The 25,308-nt window shown below is 66.7% G+C and carries 35 protein-coding genes; 34 read left to right on the top strand and 1 reads right to left on the bottom strand.

Going from position 1 to position 25,308, the window contains the following annotated elements; genetic code table 11:
• Positions 1–44: 44 nt before the first annotated feature.
• Positions 45–2,537 (bottom strand): YfhO family protein, encoded by a 2,493-nt coding sequence (locus AB0M99_RS12470; protein WP_365919383.1) that lies wholly within the window; start codon positions 2,535–2,537, stop codon positions 45–47.
• A gap of 468 nt (positions 2,538–3,005) precedes the next feature.
• Here AB0M99_RS12470 and rpsL point away from each other — a divergent pair, with 468 nt between their 5' ends.
• The 34 genes from rpsL (at position 3,006) to AB0M99_RS12640 (ending at position 25,271) form a co-directional block, all read left to right on the top strand.
• A complete protein-coding gene (gene rpsL / locus AB0M99_RS12475) occupies positions 3,006–3,377 on the top strand; it encodes a 30S ribosomal protein S12 (RefSeq protein ID WP_007265893.1) in 372 nt (123 codons plus the stop codon).
• A 2-nt stretch (positions 3,378–3,379) separates the two neighbouring features.
• A complete protein-coding gene (gene rpsG / locus AB0M99_RS12480; protein ID WP_007265894.1) occupies positions 3,380–3,850 on the top strand; it encodes a 30S ribosomal protein S7 in 471 nt (156 codons plus the stop codon).
• A 39-nt stretch (positions 3,851–3,889) separates the two neighbouring features.
• On the top strand, positions 3,890–6,016 hold the full coding sequence (gene fusA / locus AB0M99_RS12485; RefSeq protein ID WP_365919386.1) for an elongation factor G: 2,127 nt from the start codon (positions 3,890–3,892) through the stop codon (positions 6,014–6,016).
• Positions 6,017–6,168: 152 nt separating this feature from the next.
• Entirely contained in the window at positions 6,169–7,362 is a 1,194-nt protein-coding gene (gene tuf / locus AB0M99_RS12490) for an elongation factor Tu (RefSeq protein WP_365919388.1), read from the top strand.
• A 757-nt stretch (positions 7,363–8,119) separates the two neighbouring features.
• Positions 8,120–9,277 (top strand): hypothetical protein, encoded by a 1,158-nt coding sequence (locus tag AB0M99_RS12495; protein ID WP_365919390.1) that lies wholly within the window; start codon positions 8,120–8,122, stop codon positions 9,275–9,277.
• A gap of 459 nt (positions 9,278–9,736) precedes the next feature.
• Positions 9,737–10,045: a 30S ribosomal protein S10 gene (gene rpsJ / locus AB0M99_RS12500; RefSeq protein WP_003948644.1), complete on the top strand. Its 309-nt coding sequence runs from the start codon at positions 9,737–9,739 to the stop codon at positions 10,043–10,045.
• Positions 10,046–10,059: 14 nt separating this feature from the next.
• The gene (rplC, locus tag AB0M99_RS12505) at positions 10,060–10,704 is read left to right on the top strand and encodes a 50S ribosomal protein L3 (RefSeq protein WP_007265899.1); all 645 of its coding nucleotides are present in this window, start codon (positions 10,060–10,062) and stop codon (positions 10,702–10,704) included.
• Between the two features lie 4 nt (positions 10,705–10,708).
• On the top strand, positions 10,709–11,359 hold the full coding sequence (gene rplD, locus AB0M99_RS12510; RefSeq protein ID WP_365919392.1) for a 50S ribosomal protein L4: 651 nt from the start codon (positions 10,709–10,711) through the stop codon (positions 11,357–11,359).
• Positions 11,359–11,682 carry a 50S ribosomal protein L23 gene (rplW, locus tag AB0M99_RS12515; RefSeq protein ID WP_030154694.1) on the top strand — a complete coding sequence of 108 codons (324 nt, stop codon included), beginning with the start codon at positions 11,359–11,361 and terminating at the stop codon, positions 11,680–11,682. The genes rplD and rplW overlap by 1 nt, the downstream gene beginning before the upstream one ends.
• A gap of 39 nt (positions 11,683–11,721) precedes the next feature.
• Entirely contained in the window at positions 11,722–12,558 is an 837-nt protein-coding gene (gene rplB / locus AB0M99_RS12520) for a 50S ribosomal protein L2 (protein WP_069921522.1), read from the top strand.
• Between the two features lie 12 nt (positions 12,559–12,570).
• Entirely contained in the window at positions 12,571–12,852 is a 282-nt protein-coding gene (rpsS, locus tag AB0M99_RS12525) for a 30S ribosomal protein S19 (RefSeq protein WP_008739713.1), read from the top strand.
• A 43-nt stretch (positions 12,853–12,895) separates the two neighbouring features.
• On the top strand, positions 12,896–13,243 hold the full coding sequence (gene rplV / locus AB0M99_RS12530; protein ID WP_007265904.1) for a 50S ribosomal protein L22: 348 nt from the start codon (positions 12,896–12,898) through the stop codon (positions 13,241–13,243).
• Positions 13,243–14,085, top strand: coding sequence for a 30S ribosomal protein S3 (rpsC, locus tag AB0M99_RS12535; protein ID WP_030230639.1), 843 nt, complete (start codon positions 13,243–13,245; stop codon positions 14,083–14,085). The genes rplV and rpsC overlap by 1 nt, the downstream gene beginning before the upstream one ends.
• Positions 14,086–14,090: 5 nt before the next feature.
• On the top strand, positions 14,091–14,510 hold the full coding sequence (gene rplP / locus AB0M99_RS12540; RefSeq protein WP_243629930.1) for a 50S ribosomal protein L16: 420 nt from the start codon (positions 14,091–14,093) through the stop codon (positions 14,508–14,510).
• Positions 14,510–14,734, top strand: coding sequence for a 50S ribosomal protein L29 (rpmC, locus tag AB0M99_RS12545; RefSeq protein WP_008739703.1), 225 nt, complete (start codon positions 14,510–14,512; stop codon positions 14,732–14,734). The genes rplP and rpmC overlap by 1 nt, the downstream gene beginning before the upstream one ends.
• Positions 14,734–15,015 (top strand): 30S ribosomal protein S17, encoded by a 282-nt coding sequence (gene rpsQ, locus AB0M99_RS12550; protein WP_365919396.1) that lies wholly within the window; start codon positions 14,734–14,736, stop codon positions 15,013–15,015. Before rpmC ends, rpsQ begins: the two co-directional genes overlap by 1 nt.
• 106 nt (positions 15,016–15,121) lie before the next feature.
• The gene (gene rplN / locus AB0M99_RS12555; protein WP_008739701.1) at positions 15,122–15,490 is read left to right on the top strand and encodes a 50S ribosomal protein L14; all 369 of its coding nucleotides are present in this window, start codon (positions 15,122–15,124) and stop codon (positions 15,488–15,490) included.
• A 2-nt stretch (positions 15,491–15,492) separates the two neighbouring features.
• On the top strand, positions 15,493–15,804 hold the full coding sequence (gene rplX, locus AB0M99_RS12560; protein WP_150258782.1) for a 50S ribosomal protein L24: 312 nt from the start codon (positions 15,493–15,495) through the stop codon (positions 15,802–15,804).
• Entirely contained in the window at positions 15,804–16,355 is a 552-nt protein-coding gene (gene rplE / locus AB0M99_RS12565; RefSeq protein ID WP_030008469.1) for a 50S ribosomal protein L5, read from the top strand. Before rplX ends, rplE begins: the two co-directional genes overlap by 1 nt.
• A 5-nt stretch (positions 16,356–16,360) precedes the next feature.
• On the top strand, positions 16,361–16,546 hold the full coding sequence (locus AB0M99_RS12570; protein WP_003956452.1) for a type Z 30S ribosomal protein S14: 186 nt from the start codon (positions 16,361–16,363) through the stop codon (positions 16,544–16,546).
• Positions 16,547–16,769: 223 nt separating this feature from the next.
• On the top strand, positions 16,770–17,168 hold the full coding sequence (gene rpsH / locus AB0M99_RS12575) for a 30S ribosomal protein S8 (RefSeq protein WP_007265911.1): 399 nt from the start codon (positions 16,770–16,772) through the stop codon (positions 17,166–17,168).
• A gap of 20 nt (positions 17,169–17,188) precedes the next feature.
• On the top strand, positions 17,189–17,728 hold the full coding sequence (gene rplF, locus AB0M99_RS12580; protein ID WP_365919400.1) for a 50S ribosomal protein L6: 540 nt from the start codon (positions 17,189–17,191) through the stop codon (positions 17,726–17,728).
• Between the two features lie 2 nt (positions 17,729–17,730).
• Entirely contained in the window at positions 17,731–18,114 is a 384-nt protein-coding gene (rplR, locus tag AB0M99_RS12585) for a 50S ribosomal protein L18 (RefSeq protein WP_030026334.1), read from the top strand.
• A gap of 45 nt (positions 18,115–18,159) precedes the next feature.
• A complete protein-coding gene (gene rpsE, locus AB0M99_RS12590; protein WP_030388857.1) occupies positions 18,160–18,762 on the top strand; it encodes a 30S ribosomal protein S5 in 603 nt (200 codons plus the stop codon).
• The gene (gene rpmD, locus AB0M99_RS12595) at positions 18,762–18,944 is read left to right on the top strand and encodes a 50S ribosomal protein L30 (RefSeq protein WP_005313525.1); all 183 of its coding nucleotides are present in this window, start codon (positions 18,762–18,764) and stop codon (positions 18,942–18,944) included. The genes rpsE and rpmD overlap by 1 nt, the downstream gene beginning before the upstream one ends.
• 1 nt (position 18,945) lies before the next feature.
• Positions 18,946–19,401, top strand: a complete 456-nt coding sequence (gene rplO / locus AB0M99_RS12600) for a 50S ribosomal protein L15 (protein ID WP_330298080.1) — start codon at positions 18,946–18,948, stop codon at positions 19,399–19,401.
• A gap of 186 nt (positions 19,402–19,587) precedes the next feature.
• The gene (gene secY, locus AB0M99_RS12605) at positions 19,588–20,901 is read left to right on the top strand and encodes a preprotein translocase subunit SecY (protein WP_365919403.1); all 1,314 of its coding nucleotides are present in this window, start codon (positions 19,588–19,590) and stop codon (positions 20,899–20,901) included.
• Positions 20,901–21,548, top strand: coding sequence for an adenylate kinase (locus AB0M99_RS12610; RefSeq protein ID WP_365919405.1), 648 nt, complete (start codon positions 20,901–20,903; stop codon positions 21,546–21,548). The genes secY and AB0M99_RS12610 overlap by 1 nt, the downstream gene beginning before the upstream one ends.
• A 111-nt stretch (positions 21,549–21,659) precedes the next feature.
• Positions 21,660–22,511 (top strand): type I methionyl aminopeptidase, encoded by an 852-nt coding sequence (gene map, locus AB0M99_RS12615; RefSeq protein WP_365919407.1) that lies wholly within the window; start codon positions 21,660–21,662, stop codon positions 22,509–22,511.
• Between the two features lie 140 nt (positions 22,512–22,651).
• Positions 22,652–22,873 (top strand): translation initiation factor IF-1, encoded by a 222-nt coding sequence (gene infA / locus AB0M99_RS12620; protein WP_003956442.1) that lies wholly within the window; start codon positions 22,652–22,654, stop codon positions 22,871–22,873.
• A gap of 72 nt (positions 22,874–22,945) precedes the next feature.
• The gene (rpmJ, locus tag AB0M99_RS12625) at positions 22,946–23,059 is read left to right on the top strand and encodes a 50S ribosomal protein L36 (RefSeq protein ID WP_003956441.1); all 114 of its coding nucleotides are present in this window, start codon (positions 22,946–22,948) and stop codon (positions 23,057–23,059) included.
• A gap of 199 nt (positions 23,060–23,258) precedes the next feature.
• Entirely contained in the window at positions 23,259–23,639 is a 381-nt protein-coding gene (gene rpsM, locus AB0M99_RS12630) for a 30S ribosomal protein S13 (protein ID WP_030710357.1), read from the top strand.
• Positions 23,640–23,693: 54 nt separating this feature from the next.
• Positions 23,694–24,098 (top strand): 30S ribosomal protein S11, encoded by a 405-nt coding sequence (rpsK, locus tag AB0M99_RS12635; protein WP_003956432.1) that lies wholly within the window; start codon positions 23,694–23,696, stop codon positions 24,096–24,098.
• A 150-nt stretch (positions 24,099–24,248) separates the two neighbouring features.
• A complete protein-coding gene (locus AB0M99_RS12640; protein ID WP_007265920.1) occupies positions 24,249–25,271 on the top strand; it encodes a DNA-directed RNA polymerase subunit alpha in 1,023 nt (340 codons plus the stop codon).
• Positions 25,272–25,308 lie beyond the last annotated feature (37 nt).

Raw genomic sequence — 25,308 nt, forward strand, 5'->3', positions numbered from 1 at the left:
TCTTCGTTTGCCGGGGGCGGGCCCGGGCGGCTCGGCGGGCCCGGTCAGGGGTGGCGGCGGCGGAGGGTGGTGATCGAGGCGGCGATCAGGACCATCAGGCCTAGGGCGCCGCCGGCGAGGCCGGCCTTGAGGCCCTTCGGGGTGAAGGTGCAGGAGACCTTGGTGGTGCCCGGCGCCAGGGGGACCGCCAGGAGGCCGTGGAAGTCCTGGAGCGGGGCGGAGCACTGCCAGCCGGGGACGGCCGTCGTGGCGATGACCGCCGTGCCCTTGGCGCCCTCGGGGAGGGTGGCCTCGATGCTGTGGCCGCCCGCGCTGACGTGCATGGCGCCGGTGGCCTTGAGGTGGCCGACCGCCGCGTCGAGCCCGGCGGGGTCCAGGCAGCCGATGGGGTGCTCGCCGGCCGTGGCGCCCCGGGTGGCGGTCCTGACCGTGATGTCGAGCCGGCCCGAAGCCGGGACCTTGCCCAGGCGCAGGACGCCGGACATGCGGTCCTGGAGGGCCTGCTCGGGGCCGCCGCCGGCGCGGAGGCTGCCGTAGATCTCGGGGGAGAACCAGAAGGCCTCGGAGCCGGGGGCGCACTGGGCGGCGTACGTCTGCTCCGTGGGGGTGCCGCCGCGGGTGACGGGCGGGACCTGGTAGACGGTGGCCCCCAGGACGTTCTCCTGGCGGGCGTAGACGCTGCCGGCGGGGTTGGGGGAGGTGTACGGGCCCGGGCGGACCGTCACCAGGGGAGGGGCGGGGAAGAGGCGGGCCGCCCAGCTGTTCTTCGCCGGGCCCGGCTCGACCCGGGCGCCGATGGAGAAGATCGCGTCGAGCACCGGGTTGTCGGCGCCGAAGAAGGTCCGGCCGTCGTTCTTGAAGCCGTAGCCGAGCGGCTCCAGCGCCCGGTAGGTGACCTCGGGCAGGTAGCTGCTGTAGTACTGCGGGCCCTCCGCGCGCAGGGCGAGGGCGTCGTTGTACGAGCTCTGCGGCGCGCCCGAATCGGTCCGGTACGCGGGCCAGCCGTCCACGCCCCGGACGGCGGCGAACTGGTTGGTGATCGACTGGTTCGAGGTGGCGACCGGCTTCGCCCAGCGCTCGCGGGCCCGCCGGGAGTCCGCGTTGACCGCGGCGACCGTGGATTCCGCGAAGACGACGCCGATCATCAGGGCGGCGGCCACGGGGATCAGTGCGCGGCGCTTCTCGCCCAGCGCCAGCAGGACCAGCGCCAGCAGCGAGACGGATCCGCCGCCGAGCACGGCGGGCCAGGTCCAGCCGCCGAAGTCGTCGGTGTGCCGGAGCACGAAGGTGGCTGCGACGAGCAGCGCGGCGACCAGGGCCAGGTGCAGCGGGCGCGGGCGATGGGCGAGCGAGAGCCAGGCGACGACGACGACCATCCCGCTGAAGACGAAGGCCTCGCGGTACGGGTTGCCGTTCGGCACCGCCAGCCCGTGCCACACGTACTGGGTCGGCGGGAACTGGAACGAGGCCACGACCAGCAGCGTCGCCGCCGCCCACACCAGGCGGGTCCGCTTCGCGATGCCCGAGTTGAGCACGAAGGCACCGGCCAGGATCAGCCCGAGCGAGGCCACGTACAGCCGCGGCCGGCCGCCCCACAGGTAGGTCGCCGGGAGCATGCCGGTCAGGAAGACCTCGATGCGCACCGGGTCGAAGGCGCCGGCCTGGGTGGGCTGCGCGGAGCCGCTGGACAGGAACGACGGCAGCAGGAGCGGCAGCGTGAGGAGGATGCCCGTCGTCGCCGCGGTGGCGGCCCGCCAGAGCGCCCGCAGCCGCTGCGCGCCGGTCATGTCGCGGGTGACGAGGCGGATGGCGAGGAGGACGCAGGCGGCCATCGTGGCCATCATCGCGGTGTAGAAGTTCCCGAACCACGCGAGCGCGACGAGCGCCGCCACACCGGGCCAGCGGCGCTCCTCCAGGCACCATTCGACGGCGATGCCGAGGAGTGGGAGCGCGACGAGGCCCCACAGCCACATCGGGATGTACGAGGCGTCGCTGAGCGCCCATCCGCAGAGGCCGTACGTGGCTCCGAGCACGCCGCGCTGCCACCACGGGCCGGGTTTCAGCTTCCCGAGGTACACGGTCATCAGGGCGGCGGCGGTGCCCATGGTGATCGGGGTGATCGCGAAGACCGCGAGGTCGACGTGGGCGCGGGGGACGAGCACAACGAGCCAGGAGAAGGGGTTGCCGAGGTACGTGTAGTAGTCGGACAGGAACTGCTGTCCGAAGCCGCCGCGCCAGGTGAAGAAGACGTCGCCGGCGGCGTGGCCGTGGACCAGGTCCCACAGGGCCCGGTGGAAGGGCACGTACTGGTTGGCCTGGTCGTTGACGGCCCGGCCGGTGTTGCCGAAGGGGAACGTGCCGCGCAGCACCCAGGAGGCGCAGAAGGCGCCCGAGGTGACCAGGAAGGCGAGCAGGGGCCCGTACAGCCGGGAGCGCCGTGGGAGCCGGGTGAGCCGGGTGAGCCCGGAGAGGCGGCGCCCGGCTGCGGGGCGGGGAGGGGCGTCCGTGTCCGTCGGCTCGGTCGTGGCCGTCCCCAATGTCCCGCTCCCTGATGTGGTCGTGCCCTTTGGGCCGAATCGTGGGCTGAATCGCAGGGCAGTTTAGTGGCCGGGCCGCCCGCGCATTCCCGCTTGCGCACTTCGGGCGGAGGTTCGCGGCCGGGTTGCGGATGGCCCCGTACCACATCCGTGCGTCGGTACGACATCGGCGGGGCCGCGCGGAGGCCTCGCCCGTGCGGCGCATGGCCTGTGGGGGTCTGCCGGGCCCGGGGCCGGGGCTTTTGTTTTGACCGGAGTGGATGCGGTAGGTACGCTCAGACCTTGTGCCTGGGGTGTGCCTGGGCTCACGTGCGTGTCCACCAACCGCACTGGAGCCCGTATCCGCCACCGCGATCCATGCGTTTCCGTGCTTGCGCGGAGGTCCGCCGGATCCGACACACCCGACCGCGTGGGTCGGCAAAGTTCCAGGTTAGCTTCACTACACGGCACACAGAAACCGGAGAAGTAGTGCCTACGATCCAGCAGCTGGTCCGTAAGGGCCGGCAGGACAAGGTCGAGAAGACAAAGACCCCCGCGCTTGAGGCTTCGCCCCAGCGTCGCGGCGTCTGCACGCGTGTGTTCACGACCACCCCGAAGAAGCCGAACTCGGCGCTGCGTAAGGTCGCGCGTGTGCGTCTGACCTCTGGCATCGAGGTCACCGCTTACATTCCGGGTGAGGGACACAACCTGCAGGAGCACTCGATCGTGCTCGTGCGTGGTGGCCGTGTGAAGGACCTGCCGGGTGTTCGTTACAAGATCATCCGCGGTGCGCTTGACACCCAGGCTGTCAAGAACCGCAAGCAGGCCCGCAGCCGCTACGGCGCCAAGAAGGAGAAGTAAGAATGCCTCGTAAGGGCCCCGCCCCGAAGCGCCCGGTCATCATCGACCCGGTCTACGCATCTCCTCTGGTGACCTCGCTCATCAACAAGATCCTCCTGAACGGCAAGCGCTCCACCGCCGAGCGCATCGTTTACGGCGCCATGGAAGGCCTCCGCGAGAAGACCGGCAACGACCCGGTCATCACGCTGAAGCGCGCGCTGGAGAACGTCAAGCCGTCCCTCGAGGTCAAGTCCCGCCGTGTCGGTGGCGCGACCTACCAGGTTCCGGTTGAGGTCAAGCCGGGCCGCCAGTCGACCCTCGCGCTGCGCTGGCTCGTGGGTTACTCCCGCGCCCGCCGCGAGAAGACCATGACCGAGCGCCTCATGAACGAGCTGCTCGACGCCTCCAACGGTCTTGGCGCTGCCGTCAAGAAGCGCGAGGACACGCACAAGATGGCCGAGTCCAACAAGGCCTTCGCGCACTACCGCTGGTAGTCCCACCCCACATCGAGACCGAGAGAAGACCGAAGCCTTATGGCTACCACTTCGCTTGACCTGGCCAAGGTCCGCAACATCGGGATCATGGCTCACATCGACGCGGGCAAGACGACCACCACCGAGCGCATCCTGTTCTACACCGGTGTGTCGTACAAGATCGGTGAGGTCCACGACGGCGCCGCCACGATGGACTGGATGGAGCAGGAGCAGGAGCGTGGTATCACCATCACGTCTGCCGCGACCACCTGCCACTGGCCTCTCGAAGAGGTCGACCACACCATCAACATCATCGACACCCCGGGTCACGTTGACTTCACGGTCGAGGTGGAGCGTTCGCTCCGCGTCCTCGACGGTGCCGTCACCGTTTTCGACGGTGTCGCCGGTGTGGAGCCGCAGTCCGAGACGGTCTGGCGTCAGGCCGACCGTTACGGCGTGCCGCGCATCTGCTTCGTGAACAAGCTGGACCGTACCGGCGCCGAGTTCTTCCGCTGCGTTGACATGATCACGGACCGCCTCGGCGCGACCCCGATCGTCATGCAGCTGCCGATCGGTGCCGAGATGGACTTCCAGGGTGTTGTCGACCTGGTCCGCATGAAGGCGCTCGTCTGGTCCGCCGAAGCCTCCAAGGGCGAGATGTACGACGTCGTCGACATCCCGGCCTCGCACACCGAGCTCGCCGAGGAATGGCGCGGCAAGCTCGTCGAGGCCGTCGCGGAGAACGACGAAGAGATCATGGAACTGTTCCTGGAGGGCGTCGAGCCCACCGAGGAGCAGCTCTACGCCGCTGTTCGTCGTATCACCATCGCGTCCGGCAAGGGTGGCGACACCACTGTCACCCCCGTGTTCTGCGGCACCGCGTTCAAGAACAAGGGCGTTCAGCCCCTGCTCGACGCCGTCGTGCGCTACCTCCCCTCCCCCCTGGACGTCGAGGCCATCGAGGGCCACGACGTCAAGGACGCCGAGGTGGTCGTGAAGCGCAAGCCGTCCGACGCCGAGCCGCTGTCGGCCCTCGCGTTCAAGATCGCGAGCGACCCGCACCTCGGCAAGCTCACCTTCGTCCGGATCTACTCCGGTCGCCTGGAGGCCGGCACCGCGGTGCTGAACTCCGTCAAGGGCAAGAAGGAGCGCATCGGCAAGATCTACCGCATGCACGCGAACAAGCGTGAGGAGATCGAGTCGGTGGGCGCCGGCGACATCGTCGCCGTCATGGGCCTCAAGCAGACCACCACCGGTGAGACGCTGTGTGACGAGAAGAACCCGGTCATCCTGGAGTCCATGGACTTCCCGGCCCCGGTTATTCAGGTCGCCATCGAGCCCAAGTCCAAGGGTGACCAGGAGAAGCTGGGTGTTGCCATCCAGCGTCTCGCGGAGGAGGACCCCTCCTTCCAGGTTCACTCGGACGAGGAGACCGGCCAGACCATCATCGGTGGTATGGGCGAGCTTCACCTCGACATCCTCGTCGACCGCATGCGTCGCGAGTTCAAGGTCGAGGCGAACGTCGGCAAGCCGCAGGTCGCGTACCGCGAGACGATCCGCAAGGCCGTCGAGCGTCACGACTACACCCACAAGAAGCAGACCGGTGGTACCGGTCAGTTCGCCAAGGTGCAGATCGCGATCGAGCCCATCGAGGGCGGCGAAGCGGCGTACGAGTTCGTGAACAAGGTCACCGGTGGTCGTATCCCGCGGGAGTACATCCCGTCGGTCGACGCCGGTGCGCAGGAAGCCATGAAGTTCGGCATCCTCGCCGGCTACGAGATGACTGGCGTCCGCGTCATCCTTCTCGACGGTGGCTACCACGAGGTCGACTCCTCCGAGCTCGCGTTCAAGATCGCCGGTTCGCAGGCCTTCAAGGAGGCCGCGCGCAAGGCTTCCCCCGTGCTCCTTGAGCCGATGATGGCCGTTGAGGTCACCACGCCCGAGGACTACATGGGTGAGGTCATCGGCGACATCAACTCTCGCCGTGGCCAGATCCAGGCCATGGAGGAGCGTCACGGTGCTCGCATCGTGAAGGGCCTCGTGCCGCTTTCGGAGATGTTCGGCTACGTCGGAGACCTCCGCAGCAAGACCTCGGGTCGCGCCAGCTACTCGATGCAGTTCGACTCCTACGCCGAGGTTCCCCGGAACGTCGCCGAGGAGATCATCGCGAAGGCCAAGGGCGAGTAACTCTTCGGAGTACACGCTTTAGGCTTGTCACCGGCAGCCTCTGGGGCAACAGGAGCAACACTCCCGTTGCCCCGGGGACCGGCCGGCTTTCCAGCAAAGATCACCTGGCGCCGATCTGTAAGGCGTACAGAACCACTCTCAGGAGGACCCCCGTGGCGAAGGCGAAGTTCGAGCGGACTAAGCCGCACGTCAACATCGGCACCATCGGTCACATTGACCACGGTAAGACGACCCTCACGGCCGCCATTACCAAGGTGCTGCACGACAAGTACCCGGACCTGAACGCGGCTTCGGCCTTCGATCAGATCGACAAGGCTCCTGAGGAGCGCCAGCGCGGTATCACCATCTCCATCGCGCACGTCGAGTACCAGACCGAGGCGCGTCACTACGCCCACGTCGACTGCCCGGGTCACGCGGACTACATCAAGAACATGATCACCGGTGCCGCGCAGATGGACGGCGCGATCCTCGTGGTCGCCGCCACCGACGGCCCGATGCCGCAGACCAAGGAGCACGTGCTCCTGGCCCGCCAGGTCGGCGTTCCGTACATCGTTGTCGCCCTGAACAAGGCCGACATGGTGGACGACGAGGAGATCCTGGAGCTCGTCGAGCTCGAGGTCCGTGAGCTGCTCTCCGAGTACGAGTTCCCGGGCGACGACCTGCCGGTCGTCCGCGTCTCCGCGCTGAAGGCGCTCGAGGGCGACAAGGAGTGGGGCGACAAGCTCCTCGGCCTGATGGACGCCGTCGACGAGGCCATCCCGACCCCGCCGCGTGACACCGAGATGCCGTTCCTCATGCCCGTCGAGGACGTCTTCACGATCACCGGTCGCGGTACGGTCGTCACCGGCCGTATCGAGCGTGGTGTCCTGAAGGTCAACGAGACCGTCGACATCATCGGCATCAAGGAAGCCAAGACCACCACCACGGTCACCGGCATCGAGATGTTCCGCAAGCTGCTCGACGAGGGCCAGGCGGGCGAGAACGTCGGTCTGCTCCTCCGTGGCATCAAGCGCGAGGACGTCGAGCGCGGCCAGGTCATCATCAAGCCGGGTTCGGTCACGCCGCACACCCAGTTCGAGGCCCAGGCCTACATCCTGTCGAAGGACGAGGGTGGCCGTCACACCCCGTTCTTCAACAACTACCGCCCGCAGTTCTACTTCCGTACCACGGACGTCACGGGTGTCGTCACCCTGCCGGCCGGCACGGAGATGGTCATGCCGGGCGACAACACCGAGATGACGGTCGAGCTGATCCAGCCGGTCGCCATGGAGGAGGGCCTGAAGTTCGCCATCCGTGAGGGTGGTCGTACCGTGGGCGCCGGCCAGGTCACCAAGATCACGAAGTAATTTCGTGCTCTGACCCGGTAGCTCGCGCGAGCGGGCAGCCAAGTTGCACTGAAGGGCCCCGTTCCACCGCTTCGGCGGTGGGGCGGGGCCCTTCGGCGTTACGCGGCCTCCGTCGTGCCGCAGCCGGCGCAGTGCCCCGGGGCGGGGGCGCGGAAGGCGAGGCCGCACTCCTCGCAGGTCTGGAAGGGGTCCGGCGGTACGTACGCGGCTCTGGGCGGTACGGGGACCAGCTCGGGCGGCAGCCCGACGGTCAGTGTTGCCGACCACCGTGAAGCTGCGGGCGTGCTTCACGTTGACGTGGACTACACCGGATCGGGGGGTCTCGGCGGGATTCCGGACCGAGGCGCGTGCGAGCACGCTAGGCTGCTGAGCATCCATCGGGAAGGGTTGTCTTCCTTGCTGGCTAGGCCCTCGGCCGGGATTGCGAGTCCCGCCGGGGGCCGACGCGTTTCTGGGGGCTGTCGCGGCGAGCATATGCCAGCGAACCCCCGTGAAAGCCAGCCCAGTTGGCGTTGTTCACCCGTGTGAGGTACGGGCCCCCGACGGGAGGCTGGAGGGGTTTGGAAGGGTTCTTTGCTTCCCCGGTACTTGGAACCAATGCGTCCCGCGCCACCGGCACGCGGTCAACCGGGAGGCGGCTGTCGCGTTCCGGTGCGGGAGGTCGTCCCGCCTGGTCAGACCCCGTTCCACTGTCTGTCGGCGGGCTGTGAGAAGCTCCCCACCGCATGGTGTGAAAGGGCATCTCAGGGTGGGGGACATGGCACAGAACGAAGGCGGCAGACCGGGCGTCTCCGACGAGGAGTGGGCGCAGTTCGTCGAGCAGGCGGAGCGGGGTGCGGGGGAGGCTCCCAAGGAGCCGTCCGCGCGGGCGCGGATGGTGACCGAGCGGTTGCGGCGCGAGGAGGAGCAGCGCGCCGAGGGGCAGAAGAAGCGTTTCGGCAGGGCGAAGCCCGTGTCCGCAGAGCCCCCGGGGTGGCGTACGGGTCCCGCCTGGCAGGAGATGGACGGCCGCGGCACGGCGAAGCGGCGGCTCAAGGCCACCCTGGCCGTGGTCCTCATCGCGGGACTGGCGCTGATCGTCGTACGGCCCGAACTGCTGATCGACAAGGTCACGGGCAAGGCCGGGCAGGATGCCGGGGCCGGCGTTCCGCTGGCCCCCGAGACCGCCCGGCCGACGGCCGCGCCCCCGGAGTCGTACCCGGACCGCCCGACGCTCCAGGACCCCTTCAAGGGCTCCCCGGCGCTCCAGTGGGCCGACGGGGCGGCGGGGATCGAGGTGCCCGAGGCGACGGCCGTCGGGGGAATGTCCAAGGAGCAGGTCGCCGACGCGCTGGCGAAGACCCGGCAGTTCCTGATCGCGGCCAACCTGGACGCGGCCACCCTGCGCGGGGAGCGTCCGGCCGCGGCCCTGGCCCTGCTGGACCCCCGGCAGCCGGAGGTTCCGGGGCGGCTGGAGCGGTCACTGACGCATCCGAGCGCGGAGGACACCCCGGTGGAGCTCTTCACCCGCTTCGACCCCGCCGAGGTCACGCCGGTCGGCGACGTCGTCAAGGTGCGGGGCAGCATGCGCGCGGAGCCGGGGGAGCGGGGGGAACTGCTGGTGGTGGCGGACTACACCTTCGTCCACCCGCTGACCAAGGGAGGCGCGAGTGTCCAGCGGACCATCGTGCGCCGGCAGGTGACCCTGGCGCTGCTCGACCCGGCGCGCTGGGAGACCACCCGGGGCCGCCTGCAGGCGCGGAGCTACACCGCGGAGTGGTCGAACGTGGAGTGCGAGGCGGCTGACGGGTTCCTGCACCCGTACTTCCCGCAGGACGTGGCGGACGGACCGGAGCCCACGGGGCCCGCGTCGGACCCGTACGACCGGAGCCAGGACATCAAGGGTGAAGGGTGCGGGACCATCACGCGGTCCTGACCGAGGTAGACCCCGCCCTGGGGACACGGGTGCGGCGGTTTGACCACTCAGCGTGGCGGGGTATTCTCTTCGGCCCGATTGGCCAGGTACGTGCCTCGTATGGCAGACTACTCAAGTTGCTCGGCTGAGTGCCGATGCTGCGCGCCTCCCGCCGGGAGGACCGGAAGCGAGTCCCACAGTACTCGTCGCTCTACCTGCCTCTCGGGGCAGCAATGGGGCGGACGTACGGGAATCTTCTGGGAAGCGTCAGCACGGTCCCGGCCAGGCACTCGGTGGGTGTTTTCCCCCGATGCGCGGTCTTGGGACCGCACCCCCTTGGAGAGGGAATTTCCGTATGGGAATTTTTTCTAGAGGGAGTGCGACACGCCCGACCGCGTGGGTCGGAGGAAAGCGGCGGAGTCATCCGCAGCCGACCGAGAGCCAGAGCGTTTCCACAACAGACAGGACTACGGAGTAGCCATGGCGGGACAGAAGATCCGCATCCGGCTCAAGGCCTACGACCACGAGGTCATCGACTCCTCGGCGAAGAAGATCGTCGAGACGGTGACGCGCACTGGTGCGTCGGTCGCGGGCCCGGTGCCGCTGCCCACTGAGAAGAACGTGTACTGCGTCATCAAGTCGCCGCACAAGTACAAGGACTCGCGCGAGCACTTCGAGATGCGCACGCACAAGCGCCTGATCGACATCCTCGACCCGACGCCCAAGACCGTTGACTCGCTGATGCGCCTGGACCTTCCGGCCGGCGTTGACATCGAGATCAAGCTCTGAGAGGCGTCGAGAAGATGGCAAAGCAGATCAAGGGCGTCCTGGGCGAGAAGCTCGGCATGACCCAGGTCTGGGACGAGAACAACCGTGTCGTCCCGGTGACCGTTGTCAAGGCCGGGCCCTGCGTCGTTACCCAGGTCCGTACGAACGACATCGACGGCTACGAGTCGGTCCAGATCGCCTTCGGCGAGATCGACCCGCGCAAGGTGAACAAGCCCCTCAAGGGCCACTTCGCCAAGGCCGACGTGACCCCCCGCCGCCACCTGGTGGAGCTCCGCACCTCCGACGCCAGCGAGTACACGCTCGGCCAGGAGATCACTGCTGAGGTGTTCGAGTCCGGCGTCAAGGTTGACGTCACGGGCAACAGCAAGGGCAAGGGCTTCGCCGGTGTCATGAAGCGCCACAACTTCCGGGGCCTCGGCGCCGGTCACGGTGTGCAGCGCAAGCACCGCTCCCCCGGTTCGATCGGTGGCTGCGCCACCCCTGGGCGTGTCTTCAAGGGCATGCGCATGGCCGGTCGCATGGGTAACGAGCGTGTCACCACCCAGAACCTGACCATCCACGCGGTTGACGCGGAGAAGGGTCTGCTCCTGATCAAGGGTGCGGTCCCCGGTCCGAACGGCGGCCTCGTCCTGGTCCGTACCGCGGCCAAGGGGGCTTGAGGTAATGAGCACCATTGACATCCTTTCGCCGGCAGGCGACAAGGCCGGTACCGTCGAGCTCCCCGCGGAGATCTTCGACGCCAAGACCAGCGTTCCGCTGATCCACCAGGTCGTTGTCGCTCAGCTGGCTGCTGCCCGTCAGGGCACGCACAAGACCAAGACCCGTGGCGAAGTCCGTGGTGGTGGCCGCAAGCCGTACCGCCAGAAGGGCACCGGCCGCGCCCGTCAGGGTTCGACCCGCGCTCCGCAGTTCGCCGGCGGTGGCGTCGTCCACGGCCCGCAGCCGCGTGACTACTCGCAGCGGACCCCGAAGAAGATGAAGGCCGCCGCCCTCCGCGGTGCCCTCTCGGACCGTGCGCGTCACTCCCGCGTCCACGTCATTACCGGCGTGGTCGAGGGTGCCGCCTCCACGAAGGCCGCCAAGACGCTGTTCGGCAAGATCTCGGAGCGCAAGAACCTGCTCCTGGTCGTCGACCGCTCCGAAGAGGCCGCGTGGCTGTCCGCCCGCAACCTGCCCCAGGTTCACATCCTGGAGCCGGGCCAGCTGAACACGTACGACGTGATCGTCTCTGACGACGTGGTCTTCACCCAGGCCGCTTTCGAGTCCTTCGTGTCTGGCCCCAAGGCCGATGAGACCGAAGGGAGCGACGCCTGATGTCTGAGGCGACCGTTACCAGCAAGACCTTCACTGACCCGCGCGACCTGCTGATCAAGCCGGTTGTCTCGGAGAAGAGCTACGCGCTGCTGGACGAGAACAAGTACACGTTCATCGTCGCGCCCGGCTCCAACAAGACCCAGATCAAGCAGGCCGTGGAAGCGGTCTTCGGGGTCAAGGTCACCGGGGTCAACACGATCAACCGTCAGGGTAAGCGCAAGCGCACCAAGACCGGTTTCGGCAAGCGCGCTGACACCAAGCGCGCCATCGTGACCCTCGCTGAGGGCGACCGAATCGACATCTTCGGCGGCCAGGCCTCCTAACGGAGGTCTAGTCGTCCGGAATCGGACGAGGACTGAGAAATGGGTATCCGCAAGTACAAGCCGACGACCCCGGGCCGTCGTGGCTCCAGCGTCGCCGACTTTGTCGAGATCACGCGGTCCACGCCGGAGAAGTCGCTGGTTCGCCCTCTGCACAGCAAGGGCGGCCGTAACAACACCGGCCGGATCACCGTTCGCCACCAGGGTGGTGGACACAAGCGCGCCTACCGTGTGATCGACTTCCGTCGTCACGACAAGGACGGCGTGCCGGCCAAGGTCGCGCACATCGAGTACGACCCCAACCGCACCGCGCGCATCGCGCTCCTGCACTACGCCGACGGCGAGAAGCGCTACATCATCGCGCCGAAGAGCCTGAAGCAGGGCGACCGGATTGAGAACGGCCCCACGGCCGACATCAAGCCCGGCAACAACCTCGCGCTCCGCAACATCCCGGTCGGTACCACGATCCACGCGATCGAGCTCCGTCCCGGTGGCGGCGCGAAGTTCGCCCGTTCGGCCGGTGCCTCCGTGCAGCTGCTGGCGAAGGAGGGCACCATGGCCCACCTCCGCATGCCGTCCGGTGAGATCCGTCTCGTCGACGCGCGCTGCCGTGCCACGGTCGGCGAGGTCGGCAACGCCGAGCAGTCGAACATCAACTGGGGCAAGGCCGGCCGTATGCGCTGGAAGGGCGTTCGCCCGTCCGTCCGCGGTGTCGCGATGAACCCGGTTGACCACCCGCACGGTGGTGGTGAGGGCAAGACCAGTGGTGGTCGCCACCCGGTCTCCCCGTGGGGTCAGAAGGAGGGTCGTACTCGCTCGCCGAAGAAGGCTTCGAGCAAGTACATCGTCCGCCGCCGCAAGACGAACAAGAAGCGCTAGGAGCGGGTTTAGATGCCGCGCAGTCTCAAGAAGGGGCCCTTCGTCGACGACCACCTCGTAAAGAAGGTGGATGTCCAGAACGAAGCCGGCACCAAGAACGTCATCAAGACCTGGTCCCGTCGCTCGATGATCATCCCCAGCATGCTGGGTCACACCATCGCGGTGCACAACGGCAAGACCCACGTCCCGGTGTTCGTCACCGAGTCGATGGTCGGCCACAAGCTCGGCGAGTTCTCGCCGACTCGCACCTTCCGCGGCCACGTCAAGGACGACCGGAAGTCGAAGCGCCGCTAAAGGCGGGGTGGTTACGACTATGACTTACACCGAAGGGACAACCATGGAAGCCAGGGCCCAGGCGCGGTACATCCGCGTCACGCCCATGAAGGCCCGCCGAGTGGTGGACCTTATCCGTGGCATGGATGCCACGGAGGCTCAGGCGGTCCTGCGTTTCGCCCCGCAGGCCGCGAGCGTGCCGGTTGGCAAGGTGCTTGACAGCGCCATCGCCAACGCCGCACACAACTACAACCACCCGGACGCCTCCACGCTGGTCATCAGCGAGGCGTACGTGGACGAGGGCCCGACCCTGAAGCGGTTCCGTCCGCGTGCCCAGGGCCGTGCCTACCGGATCCGCAAGCGGACCAGCCACATCACCGTGGTCGTCAGCAGCAAGGAAGGTTCCCGGTAATGGGCCAGAAGGTAAACCCGCACGGGTTCCGACTCGGCATTACCACCGACTTCAAGTCGCGTTGGTACGCCGACAAGCTGTACAAGGACTACGTCAAGGAAGACGTCGCCATCCGTCGGATGATGACGTCCGGCATGGAGCGCGCCGGCATCTCGAAGGTTGAGATCGAGCGCACCCGTGACCGCGTGCGTGTGGACATCCACACCGCTCGTCCGGGCATCGTCATCGGCCGCCGTGGCGCCGAGGCCGACCGCATCCGCGGTGACCTCGAGAAGCTCACGGGCAAGCAGGTCCAGCTGAACATCCTCGAGGTCAAGAACCCCGAGCTCGATGCCCAGCTGGTCGCTCAGGCCGTTGCCGAGCAGCTCTCCTCCCGCGTCTCCTTCCGTCGCGCCATGCGTAAGAGCATGCAGGGCACGATGAAGGCCGGCGCCAAGGGCATCAAGATCCAGTGTGGCGGCCGTCTCGGCGGCGCCGAGATGTCCCGCTCCGAGTTCTACCGCGAAGGCCGTGTGCCGCTGCACACCCTCCGCGCGAACGTGGACTACGGCTTCTTCGAGGCCAAGACCACCTTCGGCCGTATCGGTGTGAAGGTCTGGATCTACAAGGGCGACGTCAAGAACATCGCCGAGGTTCGCGCCGAGAACGCTGCGGCCCGTGCGGGTAACCGCCCGGCCCGTGGCGCGCAGGGCGCTGGCGACCGTCCCGCCGGCCGTGGTGGCCGTGGTGGCGAGCGCGGCGGCCGTGGTGGCCGCAAGCCGCAGCAGGCTGCTGGTGTCGAGGCCCCCAAGGCCGACGCTCCCGCCGCCGCTCCGGCTGAGAGCACCGGAACGGAGGCCTGACCGACATGCTGATCCCTCGTAGGGTCAAGCACCGCAAGCAGCACCACCCGAAGCGCCGCGGTATGGCCAAGGGCGGTACTGAGGTCACGTTCGGCGAGTACGGCATCCAGGCGCTGACCCCGGCTTACGTGACGAACCGCCAGATCGAGGCGGCTCGTATTGCGATGACCCGCCACATCAAGCGTGGCGGCAAGGTCTGGATCAACATCTACCCGGACCGCCCGCTCACCAAGAAGCCTGCCGAGACCCGCATGGGTTCCGGTAAGGGTTCTCCCGAGTGGTGGATCGCCAACGTGCACCCGGGCCGGGTCATGTTCGAGCTGTCCTACCCGAACGAGAAGATTGCTCGTGAGGCGCTCACCCGCGCTGCTCACAAGCTTCCGATGAAGTGCCGGATTGTTCGGCGCGAGGCAGGTGAGTCGTGATGGCGACGGGAACCAAGGCGTCCGAGCTGCGTGAGCTCGGCAACGAGGAGCTCGTTGGCAAGCTGCGCGAGGCCAAGGAGGAGCTGTTCAAGCTCCGCTTCCAGGCGGCCACGGGTCAGCTGGAGAACAACGGCCGGCTCAAGTCCGTCCGTAAGGACATCGCTCGCATCTACACCCTGATGCACGAGCGTGAGCTCGGTATCGAGACGGTGGAGAGCGCCTGATGAGCGAGAACAACGTGACTGAGACGACCGCGCGCGGATTCCGCAAGACCCGTGAGGGTCTGGTCGTCAGCGACAAGATGGACAAGACCGTCGTCGTCGCTGTCGAGGACCGCGTCAAGCACGCCCTGTACGGCAAGGTCATCCGCCGTACGAACAAGCTCAAGGCGCACGACGAGCAGAACGCTGCCGGCGTCGGCGACCGCGTCCTCATCATGGAGACGCGTCCGCTGTCGGCGAGCAAGCGCTGGCGCATCGTCGAGATCCTCGAGAAGGCCAAGTAAGCACCTGAGGGGTTTCCCTCAGGTTCGTTCCGCCAGGCTCGGTGGGGGCGGTAGCTCTTCGGAGTGAGGCCCCCGCCGGGAACCGGCAGACAAACAGGAGATACACGTGATCCAGCAGGAGTCGCGACTGCGTATCGCCGACAACACTGGTGCCAAGGAAATCCTTTGCATCCGTGTTCTCGGTGGTTCCGGTCGCCGCTACGCGGGCATCGGTGACGTCATCGTCGCCACCGTCAAGGACGCGATCCCCGGTGGCAACGTGAAGAAGGGTGACGTCGTCAAGGCGGTCATCGTTCGCACCGTCAAGGAGCGTCGCCGCCAGGACGGCTCGTACATCCGCTTTGACGAGAATGCCGCCGTCATTCTGAAGAACGACGGCGACCCTCGCGGCACCCGTATCTTCGGCCCGGTGGGCCGTGAGCTGCGCGAGAAGAAGTTCATGAAGATCATCTCGCTCGCGCCGGAGGTGCTGTAAGCATGAAGATCAAGAAGGGCGACCTGGTTCAGGTCATCACCGGTAAGGACAAGGGCAAGCAGGGCAAGGTCATCGTTGCCTTCCCCGCTGAGAACCGCGTCCTCGTCGAGGGTGTCAACCGGGTCAAGAAGCACACCAAGGCTGCGCAGAACCAGGCCGGTGGCATTGTGATCACCGAGGCCCCGGTCCACGTCAGCAACGTTCAGCTGGTTGTGGAGAAGGACGGCAAGAAGGTCGTCACCCGCGTCGGCTACCGCTTCGACGACGAGGGCAACAAGATCCGCGTTGCCAAGCGGACGGGTGAGGACATCTGATGGCTACCACTCCGCGTCTCAAGACGAAGTACCGCGAGGACATCGCGGGCAAGCTGCGTGAGGAGTTCTCCTACGAGAACGTCATGCAGATCCCCGGCCTCGTGAAGATCGTGGTCAACATGGGTGTGGGCGACGCCGCCCGCGACTCCAAGCTGATCGACGGCGCCATCAAGGACCTGACGACGATCACCGGTCAGAAGCCGGCCGTCACGAAGGCCCGCAAGTCCATCGCGCAGTTCAAGCTTCGCGAGGGTCAGCCGATCGGCTGCCACGTCACCCTCCGTGGTGACCGCATGTGGGAGTTCCTGGACCGTACGCTGTCGCTCGCGCTGCCGCGTATCCGTGACTTCCGTGGTCTGTCGCCGAAGCAGTTCGACGGCCGTGGCAACTACACCTTCGGTCTCACGGAGCAGGTCATGTTCCACGAGATCGACCAGGACAAGATCGACCGTACCCGGGGTATGGACATCACCGTGGTCACCACGGCGACCAACGACGCTGAGGGCCGCGCGCTCCTTCGTCACCTCGGCTTCCCCTTCAAGGAGGCGTAAGCGAGATGGCGAAGAAGGCTCTCATCGCGAAGGCTGCCCGCAAGCCCAAGTTCGGTGTGCGTGCGTACACCCGCTGCCAGCGCTGCGGTCGTCCCCACTCCGTGTACCGCAAGTTCGGCCTGTGCCGCGTGTGCCTTCGTGAGATGGCTCACCGTGGCGAGCTGCCGGGCGTGACCAAGAGCTCCTGGTAAATCCCCCTCGTCCGCAAGGACTTGGGAAGTACCAGGCACTCTCGGTAAGCATCTGGTCGGCGGATGCCCGGCCGCGCATGCCTTAGGCTTGTGTGGTTGGGCGTCCGCCGCCCATAACGACTTACTACGCCGTAGGTCCCCGCACCGCACCCGTCCCGCCACTGAGTGGGGAGAGGGATGGCGCATACAGGAAACCCCGGCGAGAGAGGCCGAAGGCCACTTCATGACCATGACTGACCCGATCGCAGACATGCTGACCCGTCTGCGTAACGCTAACTCGGCGTACCACGACACCGTCGTGATGCCGCACAGCAAGATCAAGTCGCACATCGCGGAGATCCTCAAGCAGGAGGGTTTCATCACCGGCTGGAAGGTCGAGGACGCCGAGGTCGGCAAGAACCTCGTCCTCGAGCTGAAGTTCGGGCCGAACCGTGAGCGCTCCATCGCGGGCATCAAGCGGATCTCGAAGCCCGGTCTGCGCGTGTACGCAAAGTCCACCAACCTGCCGAAGGTCCTCGGCGGCCTGGGCGTGGCGATCATCTCCACGTCCCACGGTCTCCTGACCGGCCAGCAGGCAGGCAAGAAGGGCGTAGGTGGGGAAGTCCTCGCCTACGTCTGGTAGTCGGGAACGGAGGAAAAGCAATGTCGCGAATCGGCAAGCTCCCCATCCAGGTTCCCGCCGGTGTGGACGTCACCATCGACGGCCAGACGGTCGCGGTGAAGGGCCCCAAGGGTTCCCTCACGCACGTCGTCAAGGCGCCGATCGAGATCGTCAAGGGTGAGGACGGCGTTCTGAACGTCACCCGCCCGAACGACGAGCGTCAGAACAAGGCCCTGCACGGCCTGTCCCGCACGCTGGTGGCGAACATGATCACCGGTGTGACCACGGGGTACGTCAAGGCTCTCGAGATCAGCGGTGTCGGTTACCGCGTCGCCGCGAAGGGCTCCGACCTGGAGTTCCAGCTTGGTTACAGCCACCCGATCCTGATCGAGGCGCCCGAGGGCATCTCCTTCAAGGTCGAGTCGCCCACCAAGTTCTCGGTCGAGGGCATCGACAAGCAGAAGGTCGGCGAGGTCGCCGCCAACATCCGCAAGCTGCGGAAGCCCGACCCGTACAAGGCCAAGGGTGTCAAGTACGCCGGCGAGGTCATCCGCCGCAAGGTCGGAAAGGCTGGTAAGTAGCCATGGCATACGGTGTGAAGATCGCCAAGGGCGACGCGTACAAGCGCGCTGCCAAGGCTCGCCGCCACATCCGCATCCGCAAGAACGTCTCGGGTACGGCGGAGCGTCCGCGCCTCGTCGTGACGCGTTCCAACCGCAACATCGTTGCTCAGGTCATCGACGACCTCCAGGGTCACACCCTGGCGTCGGCGTCGACCCTGGACGCTTCGATCCGCGGTGGCGAAGGCGACAAGAGCGCCCAGGCCCAGGCTGTCGGCGCGCTCGTCGCCGAGCGTGCCAAGGCTGCGGGTGTCGAGACCGTCGTGTTCGACCGCGGTGGCAACCGATACGCCGGGCGCATTGCCGCTCTGGCTGACGCCGCCCGCGAAGCCGGGCTGAAGTTCTAAGCCCCGGTTCCGGGACTCACGGACGTAACAGAGAGAGGTAATCCAATGGCTGGACCCCAGCGCCGCGGAAGCGGTGCCGGTGGCGGCGAGCGGCGGGACCGGAAGGGTCGCGACGGTGGCCCTGCCGCCGAGAAGACCGCTTACGTTGAGCGCGTTGTCGCGATCAACCGCGTCGCCAAGGTTGTCAAGGGTGGTCGCCGCTTCAGCTTCACCGCGCTGGTCGTGGTGGGCGACGGTGACGGCACCGTAGGTGTCGGTTACGGCAAGGCCAAGGAAGTTCCCGCGGCCATCGCCAAGGGTGTCGAGGAAGCCAAGAAGAACTTCTTCAAGGTTCCGCGCATCCAGGGCACCATCCCGCACCCGATCCAGGGCGAGAAGGCGGCCGGCGTTGTCCTGCTGAAGCCTGCTTCCCCCGGTACCGGTGTTATCGCCGGTGGCCCGGTGCGCGCCGTTCTGGAGTGCGCCGGCGTTCACGACATCCTGTCGAAGTCCCTGGGCTCCGACAACGCGATCAACATCGTGCACGCGACCGTGGCGGCCCTCCAGGGCCTGCAGCGTCCCGAGGAGATCGCGGCTCGCCGTGGTCTGCCCCTCGAGGACGTCGCCCCCGCGGCTCTGCTTCGTGCACGTGCCGGGGCGGGTGCCTAATGGCTCGCCTCAAGATCACGCAGACGAAGTCGTACATCGGCAGCAAGCAGAACCACCGCGACACGCTGCGTTCGCTCGGGCTCAAGCGCCTGAACGACGTCGTCGTCAAGGAGGACCGCCCCGAGTTCCGCGGAATGGTGCACACCGTCCGCCACCTCGTGACGGTTGAGGAGGTTGACTAACATGGCTGAGAGCAGCCCGCTGAAGGCCCACAACCTCCGTCCCGCCCCCGGCGCCAAGACCGCGAAGACCCGTGTCGGTCGTGGTGAGGCGTCGAAGGGTAAGACGGCCGGTCGTGGTACGAAGGGCCAGAAGGCCCGTTACCAGATCCCGCAGCGCTTCGAGGGTGGGCAGATGCCCCTCCACATGCGCCTGCCGAAGCTCAAGGGCTTCAAGAACCCGTTCCGCACCGAGTTCCAGGTCGTGAACCTGGACAAGCTCGGCGCTCTCTACCCCGAGGGTGGAGAAGTCACGGTGGCCGACCTGGTCGCCAAGGGCGCGGTTCGCAAGAACAGCCTCGTCAAGGTCCTGGGCCAGGGCGAGATCTCCGTTGCGCTGCAGGTTTCGGTTGACGCCGTCTCCGGCTCCGCCAAGGAGAAGATTGCCGCCGCCGGTGGCACCGTCACCGAGCTCGTCTAAGACGAACTCAGTGATTAATAGCTGAAACCCGACCGGGGATGCCTCACATTTGGGGCATCCCCGGTTGGTCGTTCCACGGGGGGCAGTATCGCCGGTAAGGTGGCCTGCACCTTTAGCTTTGTCGTATACGTCGATCCCTCAGACCGTCACCTCTGACGCAGTAGCGCGGGGGTCGCAGGAGGCACCGTGCTCACCGCGTTCGCCCGGGCGTTCAAGACGCCCGACCTGCGCAACAAGCTGCTCTTTACGCTCGGCATCATCGTGCTGTTTCGGCTCGGGTCCCACATCCCGGTTCCCGGCGTGAGCTACAAGAACGTTCAGATCTGTGTCGACTCGATGGGCAGCAGCAACAGCCTGTTCGGGCTCGTCAACATGTTCAGTGGCGGTGCGCTGCTGCAGATCACGATCTTCGCGCTCGGCATCATGCCGTACATCACGGCCAGCATCATCCTGCAGCTGCTGACCGTGGTCATCCCGAAGCTGGAGACCCTCAAAAAAGAGGGTCAGTCCGGCACGGCGAAGATCACTCAGTACACGCGCTATTTGACGGTCGCGCTCGCGATCCTGCAGGGCACCGGCCTCGTCGCCACGGCCCGCAGCGGCGCCCTGTTCGCGGGCTGCCCGGCCGCGCGCGAGATCGTTCCGGACCGATCGATCTTCACCACCGTCGTCATGGTCGTCACCATGACCGCCGGTACCTGTGTCGTCATGTGGCTCGGTGAGCTCATCACCGACCGCGGCATCGGCAACGGCATGTCGATCCTCATGTTCATCTCGATCGCCGCCGGCTTCATCGGCGCGCTGTGGCAGATCAAGCTCCAGGGCAAGATCGCCGACGGCTGGGTCGAGTTCGGCGTGGTCATGCTCGTCGGCCTCGCGATGGTCGGCCTGGTGGTCTTCGTCGAGCAGGCGCAACGCCGGATTCCGGTCCAGTACGCGAAGCGCATGATCGGCCGCCGTGCCTACGGCGGTACGTCCACCTACATCCCGCTCAAGGTGAACCAGGCGGGCATCATCCCCGTCATCTTCGCCTCGTCGCTGCTGTACATCCCGGCGCTGATCGTTCAGTTCAGCGGTTCGCAGGCCGGCTGGGCCACCTGGATCCAGAAGCACTTCGTCAAGGGCGACCACCCGTACTACATCGCGGCCTACTTCCTCCTGATCGTCTTCTTCGCGTTCTTCTACGTGGCGATTTCCTTCAACCCCGAGGAAGTTGCAGACAACATGAAGAAGTATGGTGGGTTCATCCCGGGTATCCGCGCCGGTCGACCTACCGCCGAGTACCTGAGCTACGTACTCAACCGGATCACCTGGCCGGGGTCGCTGTACCTGGGTCTCATCGCTCTTGTGCCGACGATGGCGTTGGCCGGCTTCGGAGCGAACCAGAACTTCCCGTTCGGCGGGACGAGCATCCTGATCATCGTGGGTGTGGGTCTGGAAACCGTGAAGCAGATCGAGAGCCAGCTCCAGCAGCGTAATTACGAAGGGTTCCTCCGCTGATGCGAATCGTCCTCGTCGGACCGCCCGGTGCGGGCAAGGGAACGCAGGCCACCGTCCTTGCCAAGACCCTGTCGATCCCGCACATCTCCACGGGCGACCTGTTCCGGGCCAACATCAGCCAGGGCACCGAGCTCGGCCGGCGCGCGAAGGCGTTCATGGACGCCGGAGACCTCGTCCCCGACGAGATCACCATCGGCATGGCCAAGGACCGCATGGAGCAGCCGGACGCCGCGAACGGCTTCCTGCTCGACGGCTTCCCGCGCAACGTGTCGCAGGCCGAGGCCCTCGACGTGATGCTGAAGGCCGAGGGCATGAACCTCGACGCCGTCCTCGACCTGGAGGTCGAGGAGGACGAGGTCGTCAAGCGCCTCGCCGGTCGGCGCACCTGCCGCAACGACGGCGCGCACGTCTTCCATGTCGCGTACCACCCGCCGAAGACCGAGGGTGTCTGCGACATCTGCGGCGGCGAGCTGTACGTGCGTGAGGACCAGTCCGAGGACGCGGTCCGCAACCGTCTGGACGTGTACCACACGCAGACCGAGCCGATCATCGACTACTACAAGGCCCAGGGCCTCGTGTCGACGATCCCGGCCCTCGGTGAGGTCGCGGACGTGACGCAGCGCGCGATGGACGCCCTCAACAAGTAGTTCCCCTTGCTGTGAAAGTTCGGCCGCGGTGTCCTTCGGGCGCCGCGGCCGTACTGTTGAGAAGACCCAGCAGACCCAGCAGACCCCGGTTCAGAAGGTGGAAGGCACGGCATGGTGCAGATCAAGACCCCCGAGCAGATCGCGAAGATGCGCGAGGCGGGGCTGGTCGTCGCGGCGATCCACGCGGCGACCCGTGAGGCGGCCGTCCCGGGCGCCACGACGCGGGATCTGGACATGGTGGCCCGCAAGGTCATCGCCGACGCCGGCGCCAAGTCGAACTTCCTCGGGTACGGCGGTTTCCCCGCGACCATCTGCACCTCGGTGAACGAGGTCGTCGTCCACGGCATCCCGGACGACAAGACGGTCCTCAAGGACGGCGACATCATCTCGATCGACGCCGGCGCGATCGTCGACGGCTGGCACGGCGACGCCGCGTACACCGCCTTCGTGGGCACTGGGCACGCGCCTGAGCTCCTGGAGCTCTCCCGGGTGACCGAGGAGTCCATGTGGGCCGGCATCGCCGCCATGAAGCTCGGCAACCGCCTCGTGGACATCTCGAAGGCGATCGAGACGTACATCAAGCGCCAGCCGCGGCCGACGACCGGTGAGCACAGCCTCGGCAAGTTCGGGATCATCGAGGACTACGGCGGCCACGGCATCGGTTCCGAGATGCACATGGACCCGCACCTGCTGAACTACGTCTCGCGCAAGCGGGGCAAGGGGATCAAGCTCGTCCCGGGCGTCTGCCTGGCGATCGAGCCGATGGTCTCCCTGGGCACGGCGCAGACCGAGGTCCTGGCGGACGACTGGACGGTCATCACGACCGACGGCACCTGGTCCTCGCACTGGGAGCACTCCATCGCGCTGACCGAGGCGGGGCCGATCGTGCTGACCAGCCCGGACTGCGGCAAGGCGAAGCTGGCGGAGTACGGCGTGTCCACCGCGCCGGACCCGCTTGGTTAATGATCTAGTCTGTGGGGCAAACTTTCCGGATTCGTCTTTCTGGGTGCCCTGACGTAGACTGACTCGTCGGCTCCTTTGCACCCGCATGTCCTCATGCGAAGCAGGGAGCTGATCAAGGTAGCCGATTCGAAAGGCGAAGCGTGGCCAAGAAGCAAGGTGCCATCGAAATCGAGGGCACCGTGATCGAGTCCCTCCCGAACGCGATGTTCAAGGTGGAACTCCAGAACGGTCACAAGGTCCTCGCGCACATCAGCGGCAAGATGCGCATGCACTACATCCGCATCCTGCCCGATGACCGGGTTGTCGTGGAGCTCTCCCCGTACGACCTGACGCGTGGCCGGATCGTCTACCGATACAAGTAGATCTTGCTTTCACTCCGTCCGGGCGTCTTGTCCGGCGCGGGTGGTGGCACTGACCCGGAGAACCTCACCAACATGAAGGTCAAGCCGAGCGTCAAGAAGATCTGCGACAAGTGCAAGGTGATCCGCCGTCACGGCCGGGTCATGGTCATCTGCGACAACCTGCGCCACAAGCAGCGCCAGGGCTGACGCACGCCGACCGACCTGCACTACGCAGTTCTTCGCGCGACGTAAGAAAACGTACATACGCAGAACCCGCCCAGCCCTGAGAAGGGCCGGCGGCACCTCCGGCGGGGGCCGGGGACCCGGACGTACCACCACCCATCAGGCGTGGTCGGCGGTCGGGGTCGGTTCTGCGGAAGACCCCCGAACACACAGGAGCCATTGAATGGCACGCGTTTCCGGTGTTGACATCCCGCGCGAAAAGCGTGTGGAGATCGCACTCACCTACGTCTTCGGTATCGGGCGCACCCGGTCCAAGGAGATCCTCGCCTCCACCGGCGTGAACCCGAACACCCGCGTTCGTGACCTGGCCGAAGAGGACCTGGTCAAGATCCGCGAGTACGTGGACGCCAACCTCCGCACCGAGGGTGACCTCCGCCGCGAGATCCAGGCCGACATCCGTCGCAAGGTCGAGATCCAGTGCTACCAGGGCATCCGCCACCGTCGCGGCCTCCCGGTGCACGGTCAGCGCACCAGCACGAACGCGCGTACCCGCAAGGGCCCGCGTCGCGCGATCGCCGGTAAGAAGAAGCCGGGCAAGAAGTAGTCCTGTTCAGCGGTCTTGCGCTGTAGGACCGACCACCTCCCGTAGGAGATTTAGATGCCCCCCAAGGGTCGTCAGGGCGCTGCCAAGAAGGTGCGCCGCAAGGAAAAGAAGAACGTCGCTCACGGGCACGCCCACATCAAGAGCACGTTCAACAACACCATCGTCTCGATCACGGACCCCTCGGGCAACGTGATCTCCTGGGCCTCCGCCGGCCACGTCGGCTTCAAGGGCTCGCGCAAGTCCACCCCCTTCGCCGCGCAGATGGCTGCCGAGTCGGCCGCCCGTCGCGCGCAGGAGCACGGCATGCGCAAGGTTGACGTCTTCGTCAAGGGTCCGGGCTCCGGCCGCGAGACCGCGATCCGCTCCCTCCAGGCCACCGGCCTGGAGGTCGGCTCGATCCAGGACGTCACCCCCACCCCGCACAACGGCTGCCGCCCGCCGAAGCGCCGCCGCGTCTGACGCAGCGGACGCACCTGTGCGTTCTTGAGTGTCCGGGCGGTACGACCCCTTCGGGGGCCGTGCCGCCCGTACCCTTGCAGTAGCCGTACTCCGGTACGGCATCCCGTCGGGCGTCAAATAGTGGGCGTCCACGAATGAAGGAACACAGACATGCTTATCGCTCAGCGTCCTTCGCTGACCGAAGAGGTCGTCGACGAGTACCGCTCGCGGTTCGTGATCGAGCCGCTGGAGCCGGGCTTCGGCTACACCCTCGGCAACTCCCTGCGCCGTACGCTCCTGTCGTCCATCCCGGGTGCCGCTGTCACCAGCATCCGCGTGGACGGCGTCCTGCACGAGTTCACCACCGTGCCGGGCGTCAAGGAAGACGTCACCGACATCATCCTCAACATCAAGCAGCTGGTCGTCTCCTCGGAGCACGACGAGCCGGTCGTGATGTACCTGCGCAAGCAGGGTCCCGGCCTGGTCACCGCTGCTGACATCGCGCCCCCGGCCGGTGTCGAGGTGCACAACCCGGACCTGGTCCTCGCCACGCTCAACGGCAAGGGCAAGCTGGAGATGGAGCTGACCGTCGAGCGCGGTCGCGGCTACGTCTCCGCCGTCCAGAACAAGCAGCTGGGCCAGGAGATCGGCCGCATCCCGGTCGACTCCATCTACAGCCCGGTCCTCAAGGTCACCTACAAGGTCGAGGCGACCCGAGTCGAGCAGCGCACCGACTTCGACAAGCTGATCGTCGACGTCGAGACCAAGCAGGCCATGCGCCCGCGCGACGCCATGGCGTCCGCCGGTAAGACCCTGGTCGAGCTGTTCGGTCTGGCGCGCGAGCTCAACATCGACGCCGAGGGCATCGACATGGGCCCGTCCCCCACGGACGCCGCCCTGGCCGCCGACCTGGCGCTGCCGATCGAGGAGCTGGAGCTCACGGTCCGCTCGTACAACTGCCTCAAGCGCGAGGGCATCCACTCCGTGGGTGAGCTCGTGGCCCGCTCCGAGGCCGACCTGCTCGACATCCGCAACTTCGGTGCGAAGTCGATCGACGAGGTCAAGGCGAAGCTGGCCGGCATGGGCCTGGCCCTCAAGGACAGCCCGCCCGGATTCGACCCGACCGCTGCGGCTGACGCCTTCGGCGCCGATGACGACGCCGACGCCGGTTTCGTCGAGACCGAGCAGTACTAAGCAGCACCAGCAGTACGAAGACTTTCCCGCGGCATCC

This window comes from Streptomyces sp. NPDC051183 (genome assembly GCF_040682455.1).
Taxonomy (GTDB): Bacteria; Actinomycetota; Actinomycetes; order Streptomycetales; family Streptomycetaceae; genus Streptomyces.

Excerpts from the sequence above, each read along its gene's own strand:
- rpsG (WP_007265894.1), top strand. The coding sequence starts at position 3,380 with ATGCCTCGTAAGGGCCCCGCCCCGAAGCGCCCGGTCATCATCGACCCG.
- fusA (WP_365919386.1), top strand. The coding sequence starts at position 3,890 with ATGGCTACCACTTCGCTTGACCTGGCCAAGGTCCGCAACATCGGGATC.
- AB0M99_RS12495 (WP_365919390.1), top strand. The coding sequence starts at position 8,120 with ATGGCACAGAACGAAGGCGGCAGACCGGGCGTCTCCGACGAGGAGTGG.
- rpsJ (WP_003948644.1), top strand. The coding sequence starts at position 9,737 with ATGGCGGGACAGAAGATCCGCATCCGGCTCAAGGCCTACGACCACGAG.
- rplC (WP_007265899.1), top strand. The coding sequence starts at position 10,060 with ATGGCAAAGCAGATCAAGGGCGTCCTGGGCGAGAAGCTCGGCATGACC.
- rplD (WP_365919392.1), top strand. The coding sequence starts at position 10,709 with ATGAGCACCATTGACATCCTTTCGCCGGCAGGCGACAAGGCCGGTACC.
- rplW (WP_030154694.1), top strand. The coding sequence starts at position 11,359 with ATGTCTGAGGCGACCGTTACCAGCAAGACCTTCACTGACCCGCGCGAC.
- rplB (WP_069921522.1), top strand. The coding sequence starts at position 11,722 with ATGGGTATCCGCAAGTACAAGCCGACGACCCCGGGCCGTCGTGGCTCC.
- rpsS (WP_008739713.1), top strand. The coding sequence starts at position 12,571 with ATGCCGCGCAGTCTCAAGAAGGGGCCCTTCGTCGACGACCACCTCGTA.
- rplV (WP_007265904.1), top strand. The coding sequence starts at position 12,896 with ATGGAAGCCAGGGCCCAGGCGCGGTACATCCGCGTCACGCCCATGAAG.
- rpsC (WP_030230639.1), top strand. The coding sequence starts at position 13,243 with ATGGGCCAGAAGGTAAACCCGCACGGGTTCCGACTCGGCATTACCACC.
- rplP (WP_243629930.1), top strand. The coding sequence starts at position 14,091 with ATGCTGATCCCTCGTAGGGTCAAGCACCGCAAGCAGCACCACCCGAAG.
- rpmC (WP_008739703.1), top strand. The coding sequence starts at position 14,510 with ATGGCGACGGGAACCAAGGCGTCCGAGCTGCGTGAGCTCGGCAACGAG.
- rpsQ (WP_365919396.1), top strand. The coding sequence starts at position 14,734 with ATGAGCGAGAACAACGTGACTGAGACGACCGCGCGCGGATTCCGCAAG.
- rplX (WP_150258782.1), top strand. The coding sequence starts at position 15,493 with ATGAAGATCAAGAAGGGCGACCTGGTTCAGGTCATCACCGGTAAGGAC.
- rplE (WP_030008469.1), top strand. The coding sequence starts at position 15,804 with ATGGCTACCACTCCGCGTCTCAAGACGAAGTACCGCGAGGACATCGCG.
- AB0M99_RS12570 (WP_003956452.1), top strand. The coding sequence starts at position 16,361 with ATGGCGAAGAAGGCTCTCATCGCGAAGGCTGCCCGCAAGCCCAAGTTC.
- rpsH (WP_007265911.1), top strand. The coding sequence starts at position 16,770 with ATGACCATGACTGACCCGATCGCAGACATGCTGACCCGTCTGCGTAAC.
- rplF (WP_365919400.1), top strand. The coding sequence starts at position 17,189 with ATGTCGCGAATCGGCAAGCTCCCCATCCAGGTTCCCGCCGGTGTGGAC.
- rplR (WP_030026334.1), top strand. The coding sequence starts at position 17,731 with ATGGCATACGGTGTGAAGATCGCCAAGGGCGACGCGTACAAGCGCGCT.
- rpsE (WP_030388857.1), top strand. The coding sequence starts at position 18,160 with ATGGCTGGACCCCAGCGCCGCGGAAGCGGTGCCGGTGGCGGCGAGCGG.
- rpmD (WP_005313525.1), top strand. The coding sequence starts at position 18,762 with ATGGCTCGCCTCAAGATCACGCAGACGAAGTCGTACATCGGCAGCAAG.
- rplO (WP_330298080.1), top strand. The coding sequence starts at position 18,946 with ATGGCTGAGAGCAGCCCGCTGAAGGCCCACAACCTCCGTCCCGCCCCC.
- AB0M99_RS12610 (WP_365919405.1), top strand. The coding sequence starts at position 20,901 with ATGCGAATCGTCCTCGTCGGACCGCCCGGTGCGGGCAAGGGAACGCAG.
- map (WP_365919407.1), top strand. The coding sequence starts at position 21,660 with ATGGTGCAGATCAAGACCCCCGAGCAGATCGCGAAGATGCGCGAGGCG.
- rpmJ (WP_003956441.1), top strand. The coding sequence starts at position 22,946 with ATGAAGGTCAAGCCGAGCGTCAAGAAGATCTGCGACAAGTGCAAGGTG.
- rpsM (WP_030710357.1), top strand. The coding sequence starts at position 23,259 with ATGGCACGCGTTTCCGGTGTTGACATCCCGCGCGAAAAGCGTGTGGAG.
- rpsK (WP_003956432.1), top strand. The coding sequence starts at position 23,694 with ATGCCCCCCAAGGGTCGTCAGGGCGCTGCCAAGAAGGTGCGCCGCAAG.
- AB0M99_RS12640 (WP_007265920.1), top strand. The coding sequence starts at position 24,249 with ATGCTTATCGCTCAGCGTCCTTCGCTGACCGAAGAGGTCGTCGACGAG.